Origin of the sequence: Exiguobacterium sp. s35 (genome assembly GCF_018617535.1) — a bacterium.
GTDB classification, from domain to species: domain Bacteria; phylum Bacillota; class Bacilli; order Exiguobacteriales; family Exiguobacteriaceae; genus Exiguobacterium; species Exiguobacterium aestuarii.
The window spans coordinates 1291215-1311828 of sequence record NZ_JACSKI010000001.1 but is presented as its reverse complement, the minus strand read 5'-3'; the positions used below and the strand labels follow the sequence as shown (position 1 = coordinate 1311828).

Here is a 20614-nt window from a genome sequence, read left to right as displayed (position 1 = left end):
GTAAAAATAAACCAAATTACTCAGGTGCTCTTAAAAAGTCCTAAAATGTCTTCAATCTTCAAAACGTATATACGCAAGAATACAGAAACATTCAAAGAGGGATGTTGTTCTTTGTACATTCTGTTAATGTTTTTCTCAACCCGTTTACAAGCCCTCTTTACAGGCGTACACTAAACTCGCTTTTGAACTGATTGGAAAGAAGGAATGTATGATGCAAGACTCACTCTCCACACGTGAGATGTGGCAAAAGGACATCTCGGCCGGGATCACGGTCGGTGTCGTCGCGATCCCGCTCGCCATGGCATTCGCCATCGCCTCTGGGGTCCCACCGGTGTATGGACTCTACACGTCCATCTTCGCTGGGATCCTCGTCAGCCTGTTCGGAGGTTCGACGTTTCAAATCGCCGGACCGACGGGGGCGTTCATCCCGATCGTCTCGGGTGTCGTTCTCGCATACGGGTATGAAGGGTTACTCATCACGACCGTCCTCGCAGGTGTGTTACTGCTCCTCATGAGCGTACTCCGAGTCGGACGACTCATCCGCTTCATGCCCCGTGCCGTCACGATCGGTTTCACGGCAGGAATCGCCGTCGTCATCTTCGTCGACCAGCTCGATGAGTTGTTCGGGGTCACGTTTGAGAAGGCGCCACATTTTCACGAGAATCTGCTTCGTCTCGGTCAGGCGTTGCCTGACGCATCGATGTGGCCGATTGTCATTGCCGGGATCGGTTTTTTGACGCTTTGGCTCGTCCCGAAATTGCCGTTCCGTCTACCGCTTTTACTCATGGCGATGCTCGTCCCGACGTTCGTCAGTCTCCTCATCCCGGGTGAGGTCGCGACGATCGGAAGTGCATATGGCGGCATCCCAAGTGGACTGCCAACATTCAACTTGCTCGCGATTGACGTTGACCTGATCACGACGCTCCTTCCATCCGCGTTCGCCATCGCCTTCCTTGGTGCCCTTGAGTCACTTCTTTCAGGAACGGTCGCCGATGGGATGGCGGGAACAAAGATGAAGCCGGACAAGGAACTGTTCGGTCAAGGGCTCGCGAACGTGATCACACCGTTCTTCGGTGGAATCCCTTCGACAGGTGCCATCGCTCGGACGGCGACGAACATCCAGGCGGGTGCGGTCAGCCGACGTGCCGGTGTCATCCACGGCATTACCGTACTCGTTGCGGTGCTCGTCCTCGCGCCGTTCGCGAGTTACGTGCCCCTCGCCGCACTCGCCCCGATTTTGATGCGTGTCGCCTGGAACATGTCCGAGCGTCATCACGTGATGGCGATGTTACGTCATCGTTCATCCGAATCGCTCGTCCTCCTCGTGACGCTACTGTTGACGGTATTCGTCGACTTGGTCGTCGCCGTCGAGGTCGGTGTCATCTGTGCGCTCGCGCTCTTCGCGAAGCGGATGGCGGATACGATCGATGTGCGTGAGCGGACAGAACGTTATGTCACGCGGGATGGACAAATCGTCTTCAGTGTCGAAGGCCCACTCTTTTTCGGTGCGGTCGAGCTGTTCGAGCACGTCCTCCATCACATCCATCGGGAGCCGAACGTGTTCATTTTCAACTTCCACCGCTGCCCGGTCATCGATGTGACCGCGGTCGAGGAGCTGCGTCGTGTCGTCACTGAACTGAAAGCGGCTGATCGTCATGTCATCTTCGCGCATTTGTCGCCATCGGTCCGCGCGACGCTTGCTCACTATGGGCTGCTAGACGGAATCGAGACGTTCGAGACGACCCAGGAAGCGATCGAGGCGTCTTAACGAACGGACAAGATGTCACCGAACGGGACGCGGCGCACTTCGCCGTCGAACAGTTCGACTTCTCGTTCTGCGTAATAAATGGCATGGACGTAACCGCGCATGCTTGTCGTCAAACCATCTACGAACAGTGTCAATTCGACCTGGTCACCTTCACGGATGGCCCGTTCGAGCTCGGTCTGCCACAGATAGAGGAGTTGTTCGTCCAAATCGGGTAGCTCGATCTTTTGGATTTGGGCATAGTAACGTTTCAGTAGGGCGACGTGCTCGGGCATGAGAAATGGGATCCATTTCAATTCACCCCGATCACGATAGCGGGTCTTGCTCATGAGGAATCGCCTCCTTGTTTATGTCCGCCGATTAAACGTTGGCGCGTCTGGAGCGGACTGTCTTTTAGTAGGCTCGATGCCGGTCGGATCGTGCCGCGACCGAACCGGACGTTCAAGCCGTCAATCAAATCGAGAAAGTCGAGCCGCTTCGCCTTCGCCCATTCGTCTTCAAAAAAAGATAACTGGACGTGGTCGCTCCGCGGTTCGAGCTTGCCGAGGGCGACCGAGACGTAACGGACGGCCTCTGTCTCTTCCCAGCCGTCTAAAAATAGCTGCAACAAGATTGGGAGAAACTCTTGCTCGTCCGCTGTGAAGCGGGGGAGCTTCTTTCGTTTACTGAAACCACCCCGGTCACTCGTCCGCGTATAGCGCACCCCGAGATGAATCGTCCTTCCGACGAGTCCCGCTTGCCGGGTCCGCATCCCGACTTCGACCGCGATCGCCTGTAAGACGAGCCGGATTGAGGAATACGTCGCGTAATCTTTCATGAGGGTGATGCCGTGTCCAATCGACTTCGGGCGCGTCCGTTTCGCTCCGAACAACGAACTCGCCGGCAAGATGGTGGGGGACTCGTCGATACCCCAGGCGTGATGCCACAGTTCTGCCCCAATGACGCCGAATTTTTCATGCAGTGACTCGAGTGGATAGCGGGCCAAGTCACCAATCGTGAAGATGCCGAGCCGCTGCAGGTGGACCGCCATCTTCGTCCCGACGCCCCACATCTTTTCGATCGGGGCCGGATGAATCAGTCGCTCGACGTCGTGGAGGAGACACGTGGCGACCCCTTTCTTTTTCGCATGTAAGTCGAGGACGAGCTTGGCGAGGACGTTGTTCGGTCCGATGCCGATTGTCACGGGGATACCCGTATAGCGAAAAATCGTCGCACGCATGAGGTGGGCGACGTGCTCGTCACTTCCGAACAGCCGCTCCGTCCCGGTCATGTCGACGAGCGTCTCGTCAATCGAATAGACGCGAATCGCTTCGGGTGGGGCGAACTGATGGAGGATGTGGATGATTTGAATCGAGACGTTCAAATAATGACTCATTCGCGCCTCAGCGTACAAAACGTCCCGCCGTTCGTGCCACGGAAGGCGGTCAATCTGAAAACGACGCGACCCGGTCTTGATGCCGAGCTGCTTCATCTTCGGGGTCGCCGCGAGGACGAGTGCCCCGCTGTCCTGCAAGTTCGAGAGGACGACGAGCTTCGTATGGTAAGGATTTTTGTTGCGCGCGGCACACTCGCAACTGGCATAGAACGAGACGCTGTCGATACAAAAGATTCGTCTGCGCATCGTCACCACTCCTTTTTACGAACAAATGTTCTGTTTTTCTCATCGTAACACGGTCTCACGCCGTCTCAAATAGTGAATTGAAAATATTTTTACAAATACTTTTTGAAAATTAACCAAAATTTATAGGTTTTTAAGAATTCAAAAACCAACTTTTAGGAAGTTTTCGTAAAAAAATCTCCGAATTCGTCCGAATTTCGTTATAATAGACGAGTATGTAACAGATGAATTGACAGAAAGATGGAGGCTATTAGTGTGATCCAATTTGTAAAACAATTAACGAATGATCAAAGCCGGCGTTTGAAAGCGTACGAACGACGGGTCGCGCGAATCAACGAATTAGAGACAACGATGCAAGCACTCTCGGATGACGAGATGCGTACATATACGGAGACGCTCAAAGTGCGCCTCTTGGATGGAAAGACAGTCGATGACATCGCCGAAGAAGGGTTTGCCCTCGTCCGCGAAGCGTCGGTCCGCGTGCTCGGCATGCGCCATTACGACGTCCAGCTCATCGGCGGGTTCGCCCTTCTCGAAGGGAACATCTCGGAGATGCCGACAGGGGAAGGGAAGACGCTCGTCGCCGCTTTACCGAGTTATGTCAAGGCACTTGAAGGAAAAGGGGTCCACGTCATCACCGTGAACGATTACTTGGCGAGACGTGACGCCGAACAGATTGGCAAGATCCATGACTTCCTCGGGTTGACGGTAGGGTTGAACGTGCCAGACATCGAGCCAGACGAGAAGCGCGCCGCTTATCAGGCAGACATCACGTACGGGGTCGGGACCGAGTTCGGGTTTGACTATTTACGTGACCACCTCGTCGGGAAACCGGAAGAGCGCGTCCAGCGCCCGTTCCATTTCGCCCTCGTCGACGAAGTGGACAGCATCTTGATCGATGAGGCGAAAACGCCGCTCATCATCGCACAAAAGGACCGTTCACATATCCGCTTGAAACAACTCTCGCAACAAGTCATCTCGAGCTTTGAGGATACGGACTATGAAGTCGATTTGGAATCGAAAGCGGCCTCGTTCACAGAAGCCGGGATCACTAAAATCGAAGAGTTGTTCGCCATCGACAACTTGTTCAGCGCGTCGCACCAGGTGCTCTATCACTATCTCGTCCAGGCGCTCCGTGCGAACGTATTGTTCGAGCTCGACGTCGACTATATCGTCCGTGACGACAAGATTGAACTGATCGACTTGTTCACGGGACGCATCATGGAAGGACGTAGCCTCTCGGAAGGATTGCATCAGGCGCTTGAGGCGAAAGAAGGCGTCACAATCACGGAGGAGAACAAGACGACGGCGGAAATTACGATCCAGCACTACTTCCGCATGTATCCGCTCGTCGGCGGGATGACGGGGACGGCACAGACGTCACGTCAAGAGTTCTTGAAGACGTATAACATGGACGTCGTGCAAGTGCCGACGAACCGTGAACGAAAGCGAATCGACCATCCGGATCGTATCTTCATGACGATCGAACAGAAGTATGCGGCCGTGACGGAAAAAGTCGACGAATTGCATGCGATGGGACGTCCGGTCTTGATCGGGACGACATCGATCGCGCAATCTGAGGCGATCAGTAAACATTTGAAGAAGAAACGGATCAAGCATGACGTCTTGAATGCGAAGACGGTCGCACAAGAAGCCGATATCATCGCCGACGCCGGGCAATTCGGGAAAGTGACGATTGCGACGAACATGGCCGGACGCGGAACGGACATCATGCTCGATGCGAAGTCGAAAGCGGCAGGTGGGCTATTCGTCGTCGGGACGGAACGTCATGAGTCGCAACGTGTCGACAACCAGCTTCGTGGACGCTCTGGGCGCCAAGGTGACCCGGGGGAGACCGAGTTCTTCGTCTCGCTCGAAGATGAGATCGTGAAACGGTATGCCGCACAAAAACTAGAACGCGTCGAGAAGAAACTGAAGCCAAACGCGACAGGTGAGGTCTCGTCAAAAGAAGCGATTGATGTGGTGGAGTATGCCCAGACGACGATTGAAGGAATCGGCGTATCGATCCGCGACTACTTGTTCAAGCTCGATGACGTCTTGAACGAACAACGGAACATCATCTATACGATTCGCGACCAGGCCGTCAATGCCGATGCGGATGCCATCACGAAAAACGTACTCAGCATGATGCGTCTCGCCCTCGAGAACAGTATCGATATGCATGTGTCAGACGAACTCGTCCCGGAAGAGTGGCCAGTCGCCGAACTAAAAGAAGATTTGCGTTATTTGACGATGCAAGAGCCGACTTGGTCGAACGACATCGCGGATACGTATGAGTTGAAAGAAGCGTTGAAGGATTGGATGGAAGAGATCATCCAAAAAACAGAAGCGCGCCTTACACGAGAAGACGTCGTCTTATTCACGAAAGAGTCGCTCCTTCGTGCCCTCGATACGAAATGGACGGACCACTTGACGATGATGAGCGGATTGAAGGAAGGAATCGGTCTACGGAGCTATGCCCAAGAAGATCCGAGTCGTCTCTTCAGCAAAGAAGGGTTGGACATCTTCGAACAGACGTATGTCAACATCGCCCGTGACGTGACGGTAGAACTATGCCAGCTCGACCTGTACTTCGTCGAGACGGCAGAGGAGGAAGTGTAATGTTAGGATTTCGTAAGCGAAAACAAATCGAGACAGGCAAAACGGAAGAAGGGCGTCGGTTGACGCTCGTCTTCGATGATGAGATGGGGATCCCGAAAGAAGATGAGTACGTCTTCCGTTATCATGCGAAACGACTCCCTGCACTCCTCGACAACCAGCTCTCGATCGAACTGCTGAGCGCCGAGTCACTCGGTCAGGACTTGTCGATTGTTGCGTTGTTCCGCAACACGCTCCCGAGTTCGTTCGAGATCAACGAACTCCCGGTCTTGTTGCTCGACGCGAACAACATGCCGCTCGGACGAAAAGTGTTGGAACGTTCGGCGCTCCCGAACTTCGAGCCGTGGACGAGTAAGCCCGTCTACCTCGATTTTCTTCAGGATGAACTATTTGGCGAGATCGATACGTCCGCACCACTTCGTCTCGTCTTCCAAATGAACCCAATCGACGCGTTACAAGCCATCTCACGCGAGGCGATGGAACAGTTCTCGGCAGAAGCGTGGCAACAAGTGATGCGCACGAACGTTGCGACACCACCGGTCGCGGAAGACGAGTTCAACATGATGCTCGTCGCCGTCGAGCAAGAAGAGACACGTGTCACGACGACACTCCTTCTCCGAAACGGCTATGCTCACGATTTGAATGTGGAACAACTCCCACTTGAACTCATGAGTGGAGAAGAAGTTGTCGGTCTCACGACAATCCGTCTCGAGAACCCGGTCCACAGCAAACATGCGTACCCGATTTCCGTCACATTCGAGAATGTGGAAGGGAACGGCCCGTTCACTGTACGAATTAAACGTTCATAAGACGAAAGACCTAATTTCTGTAAAGGAAATTGGGTCTTTTTTATACAAAATTTTAATAGAAGGTCAACGAGGCTGGTGTTATATTGAGTATGGTTAGACACTTATCAACCAGACAAAGGGGACAATCACATGAAAAGTGCATGGAAATGGTCGATCGCGACCGCGCTCGTATTACCAACCGTTTTACCGCTACAGGCACCGAACGTTTTGGCAGAGGTCGATGAGGATATCGTCAAGCTCCGTTTCTTAGAGACGACAGACCTACATACGAACATCACGAACTATGACTACTTCCAAGACAAGGTCGACAATACGATCGGGTTGACGAAAGTCGCGACACTCATCAATGAACATCGTACAGCCGCTGGGGAAGCGAACACATTCTTGTTCGATAACGGCGATACGATTCAAGGGACACCGTTTGGCGACTACGTCCGTGAGCTTCAAGCTGGGAAAAATGAAGCGTTCGAGCATCCGATGTATAAGGCGATGGCAGCACTCAACTATGACGCTGTCACACTCGGGAACCACGAGTTCAACTTCGGTCTCGAATTCTTATACAACGCGATGGAAGGATCGAAAGGGAAGCTCCGTTTCGTCAACTCGAACGTCAAAGACTTAGAAGGCAACCCAATCGTCTCGAAGTTCAACGTGGATGGACAAGAGGTCCAGATCATCGAACGGACGGTCACAGACTTGGACGGGGAAACACATACAATCAAAGTCGGTGTGTTCGGTGTCGTACCGCCGAAGATCATGTCATGGGATTCAGGGAACCTACAAGGTCGTGTGACGGCAGAGGACATCATCCCATCGGCACGTGAATCGGTTCAAAAATTGAAAGACCAAGGAGCAGACGTCGTCGTCGCGCTCGCGCACTCAGGCATCGGCGAAAGTGCGGCACTCGCGGACGAACAACTCGACAGCGAAGAGAACGTCGGGTATGCGCTCACGAAGATTGACGGACTCGACATGGTCATGACGGGACACCAGCACGGTCGCTTCCCGGATGCGAAAGGCATGTTCGCCTCGTTCCCGAACGTCGATATGGCAAAAGGGACGATCAACGGGAAACCGGTCGTCATGGCGAACAACCAAGGGAAAGACCTCGGGGTCATCGATTTCGAACTCGAACTCGTCGACGGCAAATGGCAGATTCTTGACGCATCGGCCGCGCTCGACACGGTGACGGCTGATACAGCGATCGACCCGACGATTCAGGCGTTGATTGAAGACGACCACTTGGCGACAATCGACTACATCAACCAGCCGGTCGGACAGATTCAAGACGATATTCAGAGCTACTTCGCACTCGTCCGTGATGATGCGTCGGTTCAGTTCGTGACGAACGCCCAGAAGTGGTACGTCGAGAAAGAACTTGAGACGAACCCAGAGCTTTCACCTTATAAAGGTCTGCCACTCTTGTCGGCAGGGGCATCGTTCAAAGCGGGCGGTCGTGAATTGACGGACGCGAGCTATTACACGAATATCCCGAAAGGTCAAATCGCCTTGAAGAACGTGGCGGACCTCTATGTCTATCCGAACACGCTCGAAGTCGTCAAAGTGACAGGGAAGGACGTCATGGACTGGCTCGAGATGTCAGCGGGGGCATATGACCAAATCGAGGCGGACGGCGAAAACCTCCTCAACCTCCAGTTCCGCAGCTATAACTTCGACGTCCTCGACGGCTTGACGTATGAGATCGATGTCACAGGTCCGGCGAAGTTCGATGTCGGTGGGAAACTCGTCAACGAGAACGCCAACCGCGTGAAGAACGTCGAATATAACGGTCAACCGATCACGATGAACCAAGAGTTCTTGGTCGCGACGAACAACTATCGTGCAGGGTCGTCTTCATTCCCAGGTCTCGGTGGCGGGAAGAACATCGTCTATCGCTCAGCGTATGAGACACGTAACGTCATCTCGGATTATATCGTGTCGAGTGGCAGCAACTTGGACTATAAAGCCGATAACAACTGGAAGATTGTCGCGGACGCGAAACGTTCTGTGACATTTGAGACAGCAGATGCCGGCAAGCAGTACTTGAACCTTTACGAAGGCATCGAAGCGACAGACGCGACACGTGCGGACGCAGCGGGTCGTCTCTTCCGGACGTATACGCTCGGTCTTGAGCCGACAGCACCAGAGTTCGTGTTAAACCTCACAGTGGATACGATCAAACCGGGTGCGAAACGCGTGACGGGAATGACAGCCCCTGGAGCAGACGTGACGCTTCGCGATGGCAATCGCGTCTTGGCTGAGACGGTCGCGAATGAGAACGGAGAATACGTACTGTCTGTCAAACCGCTCAAACTTCGCCAAACAGTAGAAGTCGTCAGTGAAAAAGATGGTCAGACGAAGTCAGAAATGAAAGTCGTTGGTGCCGGCCACGTCGGTGAACCTGCGCTTCGTTAATTGGAAATGAGCTTCCTGAATGGGGGCTCATTTTTTGTGGCAAAAATGTGAATGAAAACCCTTACATTACATGGATTCTTCTTGTATAATCAATCATGTAATCGGTTACATGACACGTGTAAACCGAAAAGCTGACGGGGATCAGCTACATATGGACGGAAAAGGGGACTGACAGATGATTACATTCTTTGTCGCACTCGCACTACTTTTGGTCGGGTATTTGGTATATGGTCGTTACGTCGAGAAGACGTTCGGCATCAAGGAAGAGCGGACGACGCCCGCTTATGCTTCTCAGGACGGCATCGACTACGTGCCGATGGGTAAAAAACGGAATTCGATGATTCAATTATTGAACATCGCCGGTGTCGGACCGATCTTTGGACCGATCATGGGGGCGCTCTACGGACCGGTCGCATTTCTTTGGATCGTCTTCGGGTCGATTTTTGCCGGGGCGGTACACGACTATTTGACAGGAATGATTTCCCTTCGGAATAACGGGGCACACTTGCCACAACTAGCGGAGAAGTTCCTCGGACGCTCGCTCCGTCATATCGTCAACGGATTCGCACTTTTACTTCTTTTACTCGTCGGAACAGTGTTCGTCACGTCTCCGAGTAACATGATCAACAACTTGTTTGATGGAAACGCATCGACGCTCATGTTCGTCATCTTCGGCGTGTTCGCCTACTATATCTTGGCGACGCTCCTCCCGGTCGATAAGATCATCGGGCGCATCTATCCGTTCTTCGGGGCACTACTCGTCGTCAGTGCCATCGGGATCGCGGTCAGCTTGTTCGCACAAGGCTACCAAATCCCAGAAATGACATTGACGAACATGCATCCGGACGGCTTGCCAATCTGGCCGCTCCTCTTCTTCACGATTTCGTGTGGGGCGCTCTCTGGCTTCCATGCGACACAGTCCCCGATCATCTCGCGGACGACGATGAAAGAAAGCAACGGCCGTGAAATTTTCTACGGTATGATGATTGCCGAAGCGGTCATCGCCATGATTTGGGCTGGGGCTGCGATGGCCATCTTTGAGCCAGGTGAATTGCTCGGACTCATCAACTCAGGGACGCCGGCACTCGTCGTCCAAGAAGTGGCGACACTCATGCTCGGTAGCATCGGTGGGACGCTCGCGATTCTCGGGGTCATCGTCTTGCCAATCACATCAGGCGACACGGCATTCCGTAGCGCTCGCATGATTATCGCGGACTACTTGTCGATCGCACAGAAGAAGTTCTCGTCACGCCTCTGGATCGCACTTCCACTCTTCGCGATCTCATACGTGCTCACGAACATGGACTTCCAGATGCTTTGGCAATACTTCAACTGGGCGAACCAGACGACAGCGGTCATCGCACTGTTCGTCGGGGCGATGTACCTGTATATTAAAGGACGCAACCACTACATCGCGCTCCTTCCGGGGACGTTCATGTTGTATGCAGTCTGGTTCTATATTTTGACGGCACCAATCGGATTCAAGCTGGACGGGGTCCTTCCGTATGTCATTTCGACACTCGGTACGTTGACGCTGCTCGTCTTGTTCCACAAACGGGCACGCGCGATGCGGGCTGCACAAATGGAATGTGACATTCCAGTGAAAGAAGTCGCATAATCTCGACACGGGCTAATCGGTAGCCCGTGTTTTCGATTGCGTTTAAATCGGGAAATGTCCATACTAGAGGGAACAGTTATGGAAGGTGGGAGCATATGAAACAAGAACAACTCAAAGAGATGCTCCATGCCGACACGCTCGGAGAAGAGATCGCGAGCGCGATCACGCACGGCTTAGGAGTCATCTTCAGCATCGTCGCCCTCGTCCTACTCGTCATGAGTGCGACAGAAAGTGGGAGCACGTGGAACGTTACGGCGGTCAGCGTGTTCGGGGCATCGATGATTTTACTCTACTTATTCTCGACGCTCATGCACGCCATCCCGCATCCACGAGCGAAGCGGGTGCTACAAGTGTTCGACCACGCGGGGATTTACTTACTCATCGCCGGAAGCTATACGCCATTTGCCCTTGTGACGCTTCATGGGACGCTCGGCTGGACGTTGTTCGGGATTGTATGGGGTGTGGCGATTCTCGGAATCGTCTGGAAACTGTTTTCGACCGGGAAGTATATGTGGGTGTCGAATGTGACGTATCTCGCACTCGGCTGGATCTGCATCATCGCCATCCGTCCGTTATATGAATCACTCGGTCATCAAGGGTTCATGCTTCTCCTCGCGGGAGGGATCGCCTATTCGGTCGGAATCGTGTTTTATGTGTGGCAAAAACTGCCGTTCAATCATGCGATTTGGCACTTGTTCGTCCTAGCCGGAAGTGTGTTCATCTTCCTCAGTATTTTGCTCTATGTCGCACCTTCGACAAGCCTATAAGACAGCCGTCCTACGGGGCGTCTGTCTTTTTTGAAAAGTTGGGAAGAAAGTGCTGCAAACGGTTACAAAAATACAGACGAATTGACGTTTGTGTGTCATAATAATTGCAGACATCATCATAGAGATAGATGGGTGTAAAAGTAAGGGGGAAAATCAGATGGAAAAAGTGTTGCGCGATGGATTTATCTACATGTCACAAAACAAAACACTCAACAGTTTGGCGAAGAAATATGGTTTACGATTTGGTGCATCACGCTTTGTAGCAGGGGAAGACTTTAAGGCGTCCGTTCCAACGATTCGCGAACTCAACGCGAAAGGGTTGTCGGTCACGGTCGATCATCTCGGGGAATTTATCAAGACGGTCGAAGAAGCGAATACGAATCGCGACGAAATCATTCGTGCGATTGAAATTATGGCAGAAGAACAATTGGACGCCTATATGTCACTCAAGTTGACGTCACTCGGCTTCGACATTTCGGACGAATTGATTGAAGACAACATGCGTCAAATCCTAACGGTCGCACAAAGAGTCGGGGTCTTTGTGGCCATCGATATGGAAGACGAGCAGCGTTGTGAGAAGACGCTCGAATTGTTCAAGAAGCTGAAGGCTGAATTTGACGGTCTCGGGACGGTCATCCAGTCGTACTTGTATCGCTCGGAAGATGACATCAATCACCTCGCACCGCTTAAGCCGAACCTCCGAATCGTCAAAGGGGCATATAAAGAGCCGGCGACGGTCGCGTTCCCTGAAAAAGAGGACGTCGACCATAACTACGTGAAGCTCGTCAAACTCCATCTTGCGAACGGGAACTACGCATCCATCGCGACACACGATGACCATATGATTGACGCCGTCATCGAGCACGTCAAAGAAAACAACATCCCACTCGACCAGTTCGAGTTTCAGATGTTATACGGCATCCGCGTCGAGCGTCAACTCGAGCTCGTGCGCCAAGGATACAAAGTCCGTGTCTACGTGCCATACGGTCGTGACTGGTACGGATACTTCATGCGCCGCCTCGCGGAGCGTCCGGCAAACGTGGCGTTCGTGTTAAAAGGAATGGTGAAGAAATAAAACAAGCACACGAGTTCACGTTGAACTTGTGTGCTTTTCTGTGTGTAGATGTTTTTCGAGTATCCGATCGATTTCACTTTGTTCGACTTCGGTAATCCCATCTTTCATTTTCGGGATAATCAAAGCTTCATCCTCTTCATAATAAAGGAAGCGATACGACTCGTCTTGATATACGCGAAGAATAGATGTCCAAGGAACTTGTGTCGTACGGTGGATACTACCGCGAACGGCTTGCATTTCGACGTGAGTTTCAGAAAACTGAAGCTTAATGTCTTTTGGCCAAACGTTCTGTTTTTTGAGGATGCGACGGATCTGCCAAAGGTAGAGTGGGGCATGTAAATCTTTAAACAGCGGTCTAAGTAATAGGGCGAACAGCATCCCAATTCCAAATGTGATCAACAATCGGGTCATCGTCGATTCGAGATTAGGAAATAATAAGATTGTAGCAATGAACCCAAGCGCGAATAGCGGAATATTCATATATTTCAACCATACGCTGCGAATTCGTTTATGTTGATCAGAATGGTGAATCATGTCGTTTTGGAAAGCTGAAAAATCTTCAAGCGTCAGTTTGTACGTGGTGACCATAACATCTGCTCCTTTGTAGTTTGTCATATGCATGTATGTCTAGGGAGTATTGAACCTTGAATATAGTTGCTTAGAGAGTGATATTTAAGTATTTTTGTAACAAGTGATTGATGGTTGTTTGATTAGTCTCACGCAACTTTCGCTTCGGTATAATAATTGCTTCCGTCGCTTCGATGTATAGATAATAGTGGGTTTCGTCTTCGCTTACTCTTTCAATTGCTTTCCATGAGACTCGAATCTGTTTATTGACGGCGTTGTGGAGAGAGTTGACTTCAATTCCGTTCTCATAAATTGATAATGTCAAGTCACGTGGCCATTTCGATTCCTGTCGAAATATGGAACGTAATAGTTTCAGCCTAATTGTAAAATGCACTTTCTTGAAGAATGGGAACAAGAGAAGCGGTGCTACAACAGCGGTACCGACAGCGAGTATGAGGATGATGGCGGCGGACATTGTTTCAGGTAACAAGGTGATTGCGAGGGCAAATCCATAAAAAGCTGTCAGCAACATGAGTACAATCGTGATAAGTAAAGATTTCCGTTTTTCCGAAACCGAGTTTTCAATAAAATTTTTTTGTAGCATGAAAAAATCATTTTTTGTCAATTGATAATGAATCATCTATCACTAACTCCTTCCTTTCATCTGATTAACGAAGTAATATCTGTTAACCACTGTATCATGTAGTGGATTAATTTCCCATAAAAACAGACTCAGTACCTGATGACTGAGCCTGTTTCAAAATTATCCATTAATCACTGTACCACCATTGACGTGAATGACTTGGCCACTGACATACGTCGAGTCATCGCTTGCAAGATAGACATAGGCCGGTGCGAGTTCGGCCGGTTGCCCCGGACGTTTCATACCGGAAGAGTCCCCGAACGATTTGACCTTCTCCGCATCGAACGTCGATGGGATGAGCGGTGTCCAAATCGGTCCGGGGGCGACCCCGTTGACGCGAATCTTTTTGTCCGCCAAGTTTTTGGCGAGCGAGCGGGTGAACGCGGTGATCGCGCCTTTCGTCGACGCATAGTCAATTAGCTGATCGTTTCCTTCATATGCCGTAATCGAGGTCGTATTGATGATGCTGGCTCCTTCTTTTAAATAGGGGAGCGCGGCTTTCGTTAAGTAAAACATGCTGAAGATGTTCGTGCGGAACGTCTTCTCGAGTTGTTCGTCCGAGATGTCGAGAAGTGATTCCTGCGGATGCTGCTCGGCGGCGTTATTGACGAGGATGTCGATGTGACCGAACGTCTCGAGCGTCTCCTCGACGATTCGTTGACAGAAAGAAGATTCCCCGAGGTCTCCCTGTAGCAAGAGACAGGCTTGGCCCAAGTCTTCAATCCGTTCTTTCGTCGCTTCCGCGTCCTCGAGCTCGTTTTGGTCCTTATAAACGATGACCGAGTTCGCACCTTCATGGGCGAAGAAGATGGCGACCGATTTCCCAATCCCGGAATCCCCGCCGGTGATGATCGCGACTTTGTCTTTTAACTTGTCACTTCCCTTATAGTCTTCCCGTTCATAAATCGGGAAGGGCTCCATCTTCGAATCGATTCCTGGTTGGTGCGCCTGTTCTTGTGCGTCCTTTTTAAACGACTCAAAATCCTTTCGACTACCTGCAGTGTTCAGACGATTATCGCGCATGCGTACATTCCCCTTTCTGAATTTGACTCTTTTTGTCTATACCACATCGATTGAAAACTAATCGTTCAATCAAAAAATGGAATGAAATTGAAAAATGAACGCTTGCGAATGAATGTTCATTCATTTATGATAGAAGAGTAAACACGATGGTGATTGCGATTTTTTTTACGCGTGAAATGAATCACTATTCATTCTCATTTTAGGGGGGAACACTATGACGAGTCACATCGAACAATCAACCGACCTCCGTTTGACGAACTCAATTCGTTTTGCGGTCGTCATCGGTTCAGGAGTAATGGGGGCGGGGATTGCGGCTCACTTGGCGAACGCGGGGATTCGTTCGCTCATGCTCGACATCGTACCACGTGAATTGACAGCAAAAGAGGAAGCGAAAGGGTTGACGCTCGAGTCACCAGAAGTACGAAATCGCATCGCCTCAGAAAACCGCCAGAAGCTATTGAAACAAAATCCGGCACCACTTGCGACAGCCGACCATCTCAACTTCATCGAAGTCGGGAACTTAGAAGATGATTTAGAGCGTTTGAAAGAAGCGGACTGGGTCATCGAAGTCGTCGTCGAGCGCCTCGATGTGAAGCAACAGCTCTTCGAGAAGATTGCACCTTACATCCGTGAAGATGCGATCCTCAGCTCGAACACGTCAGGGATCTCCATCGAAGCGATGGCAAGTGCCCTTCCGGAAGGATTGAAATCACGCTTCCTCGGAACGCACTTCTTCAACCCACCGCGCTACTTGAAGTTGCTCGAACTCATCCCGACGGAGAAGACAGCACGCCCGGTCATCGACTTCATGTCACGCTTCGCGGAAGACCGACTCGGGAAAGGTGTCGTCGAAGCCAAAGACACGCCGAACTTCATCGGTAACCGAATCGGGACATACGGTCTCCTCGTCACGTTCGAAGAGATGCTCAAGCAAAACGCGTCAATCGGAGAGATGGATTCAATCACAGGTCCACTCATCGGTCGCCCGAAATCAGCGACGTTCCGCACACTCGATGTCGTCGGAATCGACACGTTCGTCCACGTGGCGGGTAACGTCTACGAGACGCTCGAAGCTGGGGAAGAGAAGGACACGTTCGACGTCCCTTCAGAGATGAAGCAACTCGTGGAAAAAGGCTGGATCGGACAGAAAGCCGGTCAAGGTTTCTATAAGAAAGAAGGAAAGGTCATTCAGGAATTGAATCTTCAGACGTTCGAATACGAACAATTGAAAGCGATTACAGGTCCTGAGCTCGATCAAATCAAGTCACTTCCTGGTTCGAAAGCGAAGTTGAAAGGTGCCATCTTGAACAAAGGTCGCGTCGGACAACTGCTCTGGCCAATCACAGCGAAGACGCTCGCTTACTCTGCACGTCTTACTGGTGAGATCGCAGACACAATCGTCGCCATCGACGATGCGATGAAGTGGGGCTTCGGTTGGAAATTCGGACCGTTCGAGATGTGGGATGCCCTCGGTGTGGAAAAATCAGTCGAACGTATGAAAGCGGAGGGCTACGACGTCCCGGCATGGATCGATGAGATGCTTGCTGCAGGTAACACGTCATTCTATAAGGGAGACCAGTATTACGATAAAGCGTCGAAGGCGTACGTCGAGAAGACCGTCAACCCGAAAGAATTGAAACTCAAGCCACTCGCAAAATCAAACGGCATCATCTTAGAGAACGGTGGGGCACGCCTCGTCGATATCGGCGATGACGTCGTCGCACTCGAATTCACATCACCAAACAACGCGATCGGTGTCGATATCATGCAGATGATCGAACAGTCGATTGACCGCGTGGAGCAAGATTTCAAAGGAATGGTCCTCGCGAACGACGGCAAGAACTTCTGTGTCGGTGCGAACCTTGCGATGATGCTCATGGAAGCAGAAGACGAGAACTGGTTCGAACTCGATTGGATCATCAACAAGTTCCAACAAGTCGTTCAAAAGATTCGTTATTCAAGTCGCCCGGTCGTCGCCGCACCATACGGCATGACGCTTGGTGGCGGAACAGAAATTAGCTTACCGGCAGCACGTATGCAAGCCGCGCTTGAGACATATATGGGTCTCGTCGAAGTCGGTGTCGGTCTCATCCCAGGTGGGGGCGGAAACGTCAACACGTATCGTCGTCTCCTTGAACAGACGCCAAAATCGATGCAAAACATCGAGAAGGCGGCGCAACAGACGTTCGAGAACATCGCGATGGCGAAAGTATCGAAGTCGGCATTTGATGCGAAGACACTCGGTTACCACCGTGCAGTCGACGGGATCTCGATGAACCGTGATCACTTGACGTTCGATGCGAAACAGACGGTACTTGAACTTGCCGATGGGTATACGGCACCGGTTCGTGAGAAATTGCCAGTCGTCGGTCAAACGGGTAAAGCGACGCTCGAACTCGCGGCGTATGAAATGTTCTACGGCGGTTATATTTCAGAGCATGATTTGAAGATTGCGAAGAAACTCGCACATGTCATCAGTGGTGGCGATTTGGCATACGGTACGCTCGTCGACGAACAGTACTTCCTCGACATCGAGCGTGAAGCTTTCTTGAGCCTCATCGGGGAGCCGAAGTCACAACAACGGATGCAACATATGCTCGTGAAAGGCAAACCACTACGGAACTGATAAAGGGGGACATAACAGATGAGGGAAGCAGTCATCGTAGCCGGCGCACGGACGCCGGTCGGAAAAGCAAAACGCGGTTCGTTCCGTAACGTTCGTTCGGACGAGCTCGCGGGATATGCCATCAAGGCAACGCTTGAGCGTTCAGGATATAAAGGCCCGATTGATGACGTCATCATGGGTTGTGCGATGCCAGAAGCGGAGCAAGGGATGAACATCGCTCGCTATGCGGCGGTCCGGGGGGGACTGTCGCACGAAGTTCCAGCGATCACCATCAACCGCTACTGCTCGTCAGGTCTTCAAGCCATCGCGGATGCGGCGGCAAAAATCATGATCGGTCAAGCAACGGCGATCATCGCCGGCGGTATGGAATCGATGAGCCAAGTACCGATGGGTGGTCACGTCATCCGTCCAAACCCACACATCATGGAGACGGCACCTGAGTACTACATGAGCATGGGTCACACGGCAGAGCGTGTCGCGGCCGAATATAACATCTCGCGCGAAGACCAAGATGCGTTTGCTATCAACAGTCACCAAAAAGCGGCTGCAGCGATCGCGGGTGGCAAGTTCCAGGAAGAAATCGTTCCTGTGACGGTCATCGAGCACGTGCTCGGTGAAGACGGTAAAGTTGCGGAAGTGGAGAAAGTCGTGAAGCATGACGAAGGTGTCCGTGCCGATTCGACAATCGAAGCGCTCGGTAAACTTCGCCCAGCTTTCAAAATCAAAGGTTCGGTCACGGCGGGTAACGCCTCACAAGTGTCAGACGGAGCGGCAGCTGTCCTCGTCATGGACCGTGAAGAAGCAGAACGCCAAGGGTTACAACCGATGGCGAAGTTCCTCTCGTTCGCAGTCGGCGGTGTCCGTCCGGAAGTGATGGGGATCGGTCCAGTCGTCGCCATTCCAAAAGCACTCGAAATGGCTGGCGTGAAGTTAGAAGAAGTCGGATTGTTCGAGTTGAACGAAGCGTTCGCGAGCCAATCACTCGGTGTCATCCGTGAACTCGGAATCGATCCATCGAAAGTGAACGTGAACGGTGGCGCTATCGCCCTCGGTCACCCACTCGGTTGTACAGGAGCAAAACTTTCTGTCTCGATCTTGCATGAGATGAAACGACGTAATGAGAAGTATGGGGTTGTCACGATGTGTATCGGCGGCGGAATGGGCGCGGCTGGTGTCTTCGAATTACTTTAAGGGGGAATCGGATATGGAACGTACAGAACATGAATTGATTAAAGGCGGTAGCTTTGTCATTGACGCACTCGACGCATCGCGTCTCTTCACACCAGAGGATTTCTCAGATGAGCATAAGATGATTGGGGACACGACGGCAGGATTCGTCGATGACCGCGTCATGCCAGTTCTCGAGCGCATCGAAAAACACGAGTTCGACCTCTCTGTCGAATTGTTGAAAGAAGCGGGCGAGCTCGGTCTCCTCGGAGCAGACGTTCCAGAAGAGTACGGCGGCTACCAACTCGATAAAATCTCTTCTTCGATCATCACGGAGCGTTTCGCGAAAGCTCGTTCGTTCGCACTCAGCTACGGCGCACACGTCGGAATCGGGACACTCCCGATCGTCTTCTTCGGATCAGAAGAGCAAAAGCACAAGTACTTGCCGAAACTCGCGACAGGAGAATGGATCGCGGCTTACGCGCTCACGGAGCCAGGCTCAGGGTCTGACGCCCTCGGTGCGAAAACGACGGCTGTCTTGAACGAAGCGGGCACGCACTACGTCTTGAACGGTGAGAAGCAATGGATCACAAACGCTGGCTTCGCGAACGTCTTCGTCGTCTACGCAAAAATCGATGGCGACAAGTTCAGTGCCTTCATCGTCGAGCGTGACTTCAAAGGAGTCTCAACTGGCGCAGAAGAGCAGAAGATGGGGATCAAGGGATCGTCGACACGTACGCTCATCCTTGAAGACGTCGAAGTACCAGTCGACAATCTTCTCGGTGAAGTCGGAAAAGGTCACGTCATCGCCTTCAACATCTTGAACGTCGGTCGTTACAAACTTGCAGTCGGAGCAGTCGGATCTTCAAAACGTGCGTTCGACCTCTCGGTACAATATTCGAACGAGCGCAAGCAGTTCAAGACACCAATCAGCCAATTCCCGCTCATCCAAGAGAAATTGGCAACGATGGCAGCGAACATCTATGCGATGGAAAGCTCAGTGTATCGTACGGGCGGCTTGTTCCAAGATAGCCTCGACGCACTTGGTGACGAGAACATGCGCGATGGATCAAAAGTCGCACAAGCGATTGCTGAATATGCGATCGAATGCTCACTCAACAAAGTATTCGCTTCTGAAACGTTCGACTACGTTGTCGACGAAGCAGTTCAAATCCATGGTGGATACGGATTCATGGCAGAGTATGAAGTCGAAAACCTCTATCGTGACTCACGCATCAACCGCATCTTTGAAGGAACGAACGAGATCAACCGTTTGATCGTTCCGGGTACACTTCTCAAGAAAGCGATGAAAGGTGAATTGCCGCTCCTCGCAGAAGCACAAAAACTTCAAAAAGAGCTCATGAGCTACATGCCGCAAGAATTGGACGGCTCACCACTCGCACGCGAGAAGATGCTCCTTTCGAACATGAAGAAAATCAACTTGATGGTCGCAGGTACAGCGGTTCAGAAATATCAACAAGACCTTCAAAACGAACAAGAAATCTTGGCGAAGATCGCAGACATGATCAGTGCCATCTACGCGCTTGAAGCAGCCATCGCTCGTACAGACAAAGCGATCGGACGCTCAGGCGAAGAGAAGAACACGCTCAAAGTCCGCTACACGGAAATCTTTGCGGAACAAGTGTTCAAACAAGTCGAACTCATGGCGAAAGAAGTGTTGTATGCAGCGGCGTCTGGTGACGAGCAGCGCATGCTTCTCTCGGCAATGAAGAAGTTCAGCCGCTACCAGCCGATCAATGTGATCGGGACGAAGCGTGAAGTCGCTGCGAGCCTCATCAAAGCGAACAAGTTTATCGTGTAATTCAATCGACAGAAAGGGTGGACCGGACGCGGTCGGCCCTTTCTTTTTTTGAGCTCTGCCACGTACAATAGAAACGAGGG

Annotated in this window: 15 protein-coding genes; 10 read left to right on the top strand and 5 right to left on the bottom strand. The window is 51.7% G+C overall.

The features are described from left to right. Nucleotides 1-211 precede the first annotated feature (211 nt). Complete coding sequence (locus tag KNO75_RS06740; RefSeq protein ID WP_251126062.1) at nucleotides 212-1768, top strand: SulP family inorganic anion transporter; 1557 nt, start codon at nucleotides 212-214, stop codon at nucleotides 1766-1768. On the opposite strand, the gene KNO75_RS06735 is transcribed toward KNO75_RS06740, so the two are convergent. Together KNO75_RS06735 and KNO75_RS06730 are read right to left on the bottom strand one after the other, a co-directional pair. Next, nucleotides 1765-2094 carry a YolD-like family protein gene (locus tag KNO75_RS06735; RefSeq protein ID WP_214795493.1) on the bottom strand — a complete coding sequence of 110 codons (330 nt, stop codon included), beginning with the start codon at nucleotides 2092-2094 and terminating at the stop codon, nucleotides 1765-1767. The genes KNO75_RS06740 and KNO75_RS06735 overlap by 4 nt on opposite strands. After that, nucleotides 2091-3386, bottom strand: coding sequence for a Y-family DNA polymerase (locus KNO75_RS06730; RefSeq protein WP_214820577.1), 1296 nt, complete (start codon nucleotides 3384-3386; stop codon nucleotides 2091-2093). The genes KNO75_RS06735 and KNO75_RS06730 overlap by 4 nt, the downstream gene beginning before the upstream one ends. 252 nt (nucleotides 3387-3638) lie before the next feature. Here KNO75_RS06730 and secA2 point away from each other — a divergent pair, with 252 nt between their 5' ends. From secA2 to KNO75_RS06700, 6 genes are all read left to right on the top strand, one after another. Beyond that, nucleotides 3639-6005, top strand: a complete 2367-nt coding sequence (gene secA2 / locus KNO75_RS06725) for an accessory Sec system translocase SecA2 (protein WP_214820575.1) — start codon at nucleotides 3639-3641, stop codon at nucleotides 6003-6005. Then, the gene (locus KNO75_RS06720; RefSeq protein WP_214795499.1) at nucleotides 6005-6811 is read left to right on the top strand and encodes an SLAP domain-containing protein; all 807 of its coding nucleotides are present in this window, start codon (nucleotides 6005-6007) and stop codon (nucleotides 6809-6811) included. The genes secA2 and KNO75_RS06720 overlap by 1 nt, the downstream gene beginning before the upstream one ends. Before the next feature lie 129 nt (nucleotides 6812-6940). Further along, nucleotides 6941-9226: a bifunctional 2',3'-cyclic-nucleotide 2'-phosphodiesterase/3'-nucleotidase gene (locus KNO75_RS06715; protein WP_251126060.1), complete on the top strand. Its 2286-nt coding sequence runs from the start codon at nucleotides 6941-6943 to the stop codon at nucleotides 9224-9226. A gap of 175 nt (nucleotides 9227-9401) precedes the next feature. Then, nucleotides 9402-10844 carry a carbon starvation CstA family protein gene (locus KNO75_RS06710; RefSeq protein WP_214820573.1) on the top strand — a complete coding sequence of 481 codons (1443 nt, stop codon included), beginning with the start codon at nucleotides 9402-9404 and terminating at the stop codon, nucleotides 10842-10844. Nucleotides 10845-10939: 95 nt separating this feature from the next. Beyond that, a complete protein-coding gene (gene trhA / locus KNO75_RS06705) occupies nucleotides 10940-11611 on the top strand; it encodes a PAQR family membrane homeostasis protein TrhA (protein ID WP_051829405.1) in 672 nt (223 codons plus the stop codon). A gap of 157 nt (nucleotides 11612-11768) precedes the next feature. Further along, nucleotides 11769-12686: a proline dehydrogenase family protein gene (locus KNO75_RS06700; protein ID WP_214795503.1), complete on the top strand. Its 918-nt coding sequence runs from the start codon at nucleotides 11769-11771 to the stop codon at nucleotides 12684-12686. 15 nt (nucleotides 12687-12701) lie between these two features. Here KNO75_RS06700 and KNO75_RS06695 read toward each other — a convergent pair whose 3' ends face one another. The 3 genes from KNO75_RS06695 to KNO75_RS06685 form a co-directional block, all read right to left on the bottom strand. Then, nucleotides 12702-13274 (bottom strand): YcxB family protein, encoded by a 573-nt coding sequence (locus KNO75_RS06695; RefSeq protein WP_214693509.1) that lies wholly within the window; start codon nucleotides 13272-13274, stop codon nucleotides 12702-12704. Between the two features lie 70 nt (nucleotides 13275-13344). Continuing rightward, nucleotides 13345-13893 carry a YcxB family protein gene (locus KNO75_RS06690; protein ID WP_214820572.1) on the bottom strand — a complete coding sequence of 183 codons (549 nt, stop codon included), beginning with the start codon at nucleotides 13891-13893 and terminating at the stop codon, nucleotides 13345-13347. A gap of 123 nt (nucleotides 13894-14016) precedes the next feature. Continuing rightward, nucleotides 14017-14919 (bottom strand): SDR family oxidoreductase, encoded by a 903-nt coding sequence (locus tag KNO75_RS06685; RefSeq protein WP_214820570.1) that lies wholly within the window; start codon nucleotides 14917-14919, stop codon nucleotides 14017-14019. A 214-nt stretch (nucleotides 14920-15133) separates the two neighbouring features. On the opposite strand from KNO75_RS06685, the gene KNO75_RS06680 reads away from it, so the two are divergent. From KNO75_RS06680 to KNO75_RS06670, 3 genes are read left to right on the top strand one after another with little or no spacing between them, the layout of a single operon-like run. Then, on the top strand, nucleotides 15134-17545 hold the full coding sequence (locus tag KNO75_RS06680; RefSeq protein WP_214820568.1) for a 3-hydroxyacyl-CoA dehydrogenase/enoyl-CoA hydratase family protein: 2412 nt from the start codon (nucleotides 15134-15136) through the stop codon (nucleotides 17543-17545). An 18-nt stretch (nucleotides 17546-17563) separates the two neighbouring features. Next, nucleotides 17564-18736: an acetyl-CoA C-acetyltransferase gene (locus KNO75_RS06675; RefSeq protein WP_012726865.1), complete on the top strand. Its 1173-nt coding sequence runs from the start codon at nucleotides 17564-17566 to the stop codon at nucleotides 18734-18736. A 13-nt stretch (nucleotides 18737-18749) separates the two neighbouring features. After that, a complete protein-coding gene (locus tag KNO75_RS06670) occupies nucleotides 18750-20534 on the top strand; it encodes an acyl-CoA dehydrogenase family protein (RefSeq protein ID WP_214820566.1) in 1785 nt (594 codons plus the stop codon). Nucleotides 20535-20614 lie beyond the last annotated feature (80 nt).

Bases quoted from the DNA above. Each gene is read 5' to 3' on its own strand.
- KNO75_RS06740 (WP_251126062.1), top strand. From the start codon at position 212: ATGCAAGACTCACTCTCCACACGTGAGATGTGGCAAAAGGACATCTCG.
- KNO75_RS06735 (WP_214795493.1), bottom strand. From the start codon at position 2,094: ATGAGCAAGACCCGCTATCGTGATCGGGGTGAATTGAAATGGATCCCA.
- KNO75_RS06730 (WP_214820577.1), bottom strand. From the start codon at position 3,386: ATGCGCAGACGAATCTTTTGTATCGACAGCGTCTCGTTCTATGCCAGT.
- KNO75_RS06720 (WP_214795499.1), top strand. From the start codon at position 6,005: ATGTTAGGATTTCGTAAGCGAAAACAAATCGAGACAGGCAAAACGGAA.
- KNO75_RS06715 (WP_251126060.1), top strand. From the start codon at position 6,941: ATGAAAAGTGCATGGAAATGGTCGATCGCGACCGCGCTCGTATTACCA.
- KNO75_RS06710 (WP_214820573.1), top strand. From the start codon at position 9,402: ATGATTACATTCTTTGTCGCACTCGCACTACTTTTGGTCGGGTATTTG.
- trhA (WP_051829405.1), top strand. From the start codon at position 10,940: ATGAAACAAGAACAACTCAAAGAGATGCTCCATGCCGACACGCTCGGA.
- KNO75_RS06700 (WP_214795503.1), top strand. From the start codon at position 11,769: ATGGAAAAAGTGTTGCGCGATGGATTTATCTACATGTCACAAAACAAA.
- KNO75_RS06695 (WP_214693509.1), bottom strand. From the start codon at position 13,274: ATGGTCACCACGTACAAACTGACGCTTGAAGATTTTTCAGCTTTCCAA.
- KNO75_RS06690 (WP_214820572.1), bottom strand. From the start codon at position 13,893: ATGATTCATTATCAATTGACAAAAAATGATTTTTTCATGCTACAAAAA.
- KNO75_RS06685 (WP_214820570.1), bottom strand. From the start codon at position 14,919: ATGCGCGATAATCGTCTGAACACTGCAGGTAGTCGAAAGGATTTTGAG.
- KNO75_RS06680 (WP_214820568.1), top strand. From the start codon at position 15,134: ATGACGAGTCACATCGAACAATCAACCGACCTCCGTTTGACGAACTCA.
- KNO75_RS06675 (WP_012726865.1), top strand. From the start codon at position 17,564: ATGAGGGAAGCAGTCATCGTAGCCGGCGCACGGACGCCGGTCGGAAAA.
- KNO75_RS06670 (WP_214820566.1), top strand. From the start codon at position 18,750: ATGGAACGTACAGAACATGAATTGATTAAAGGCGGTAGCTTTGTCATT.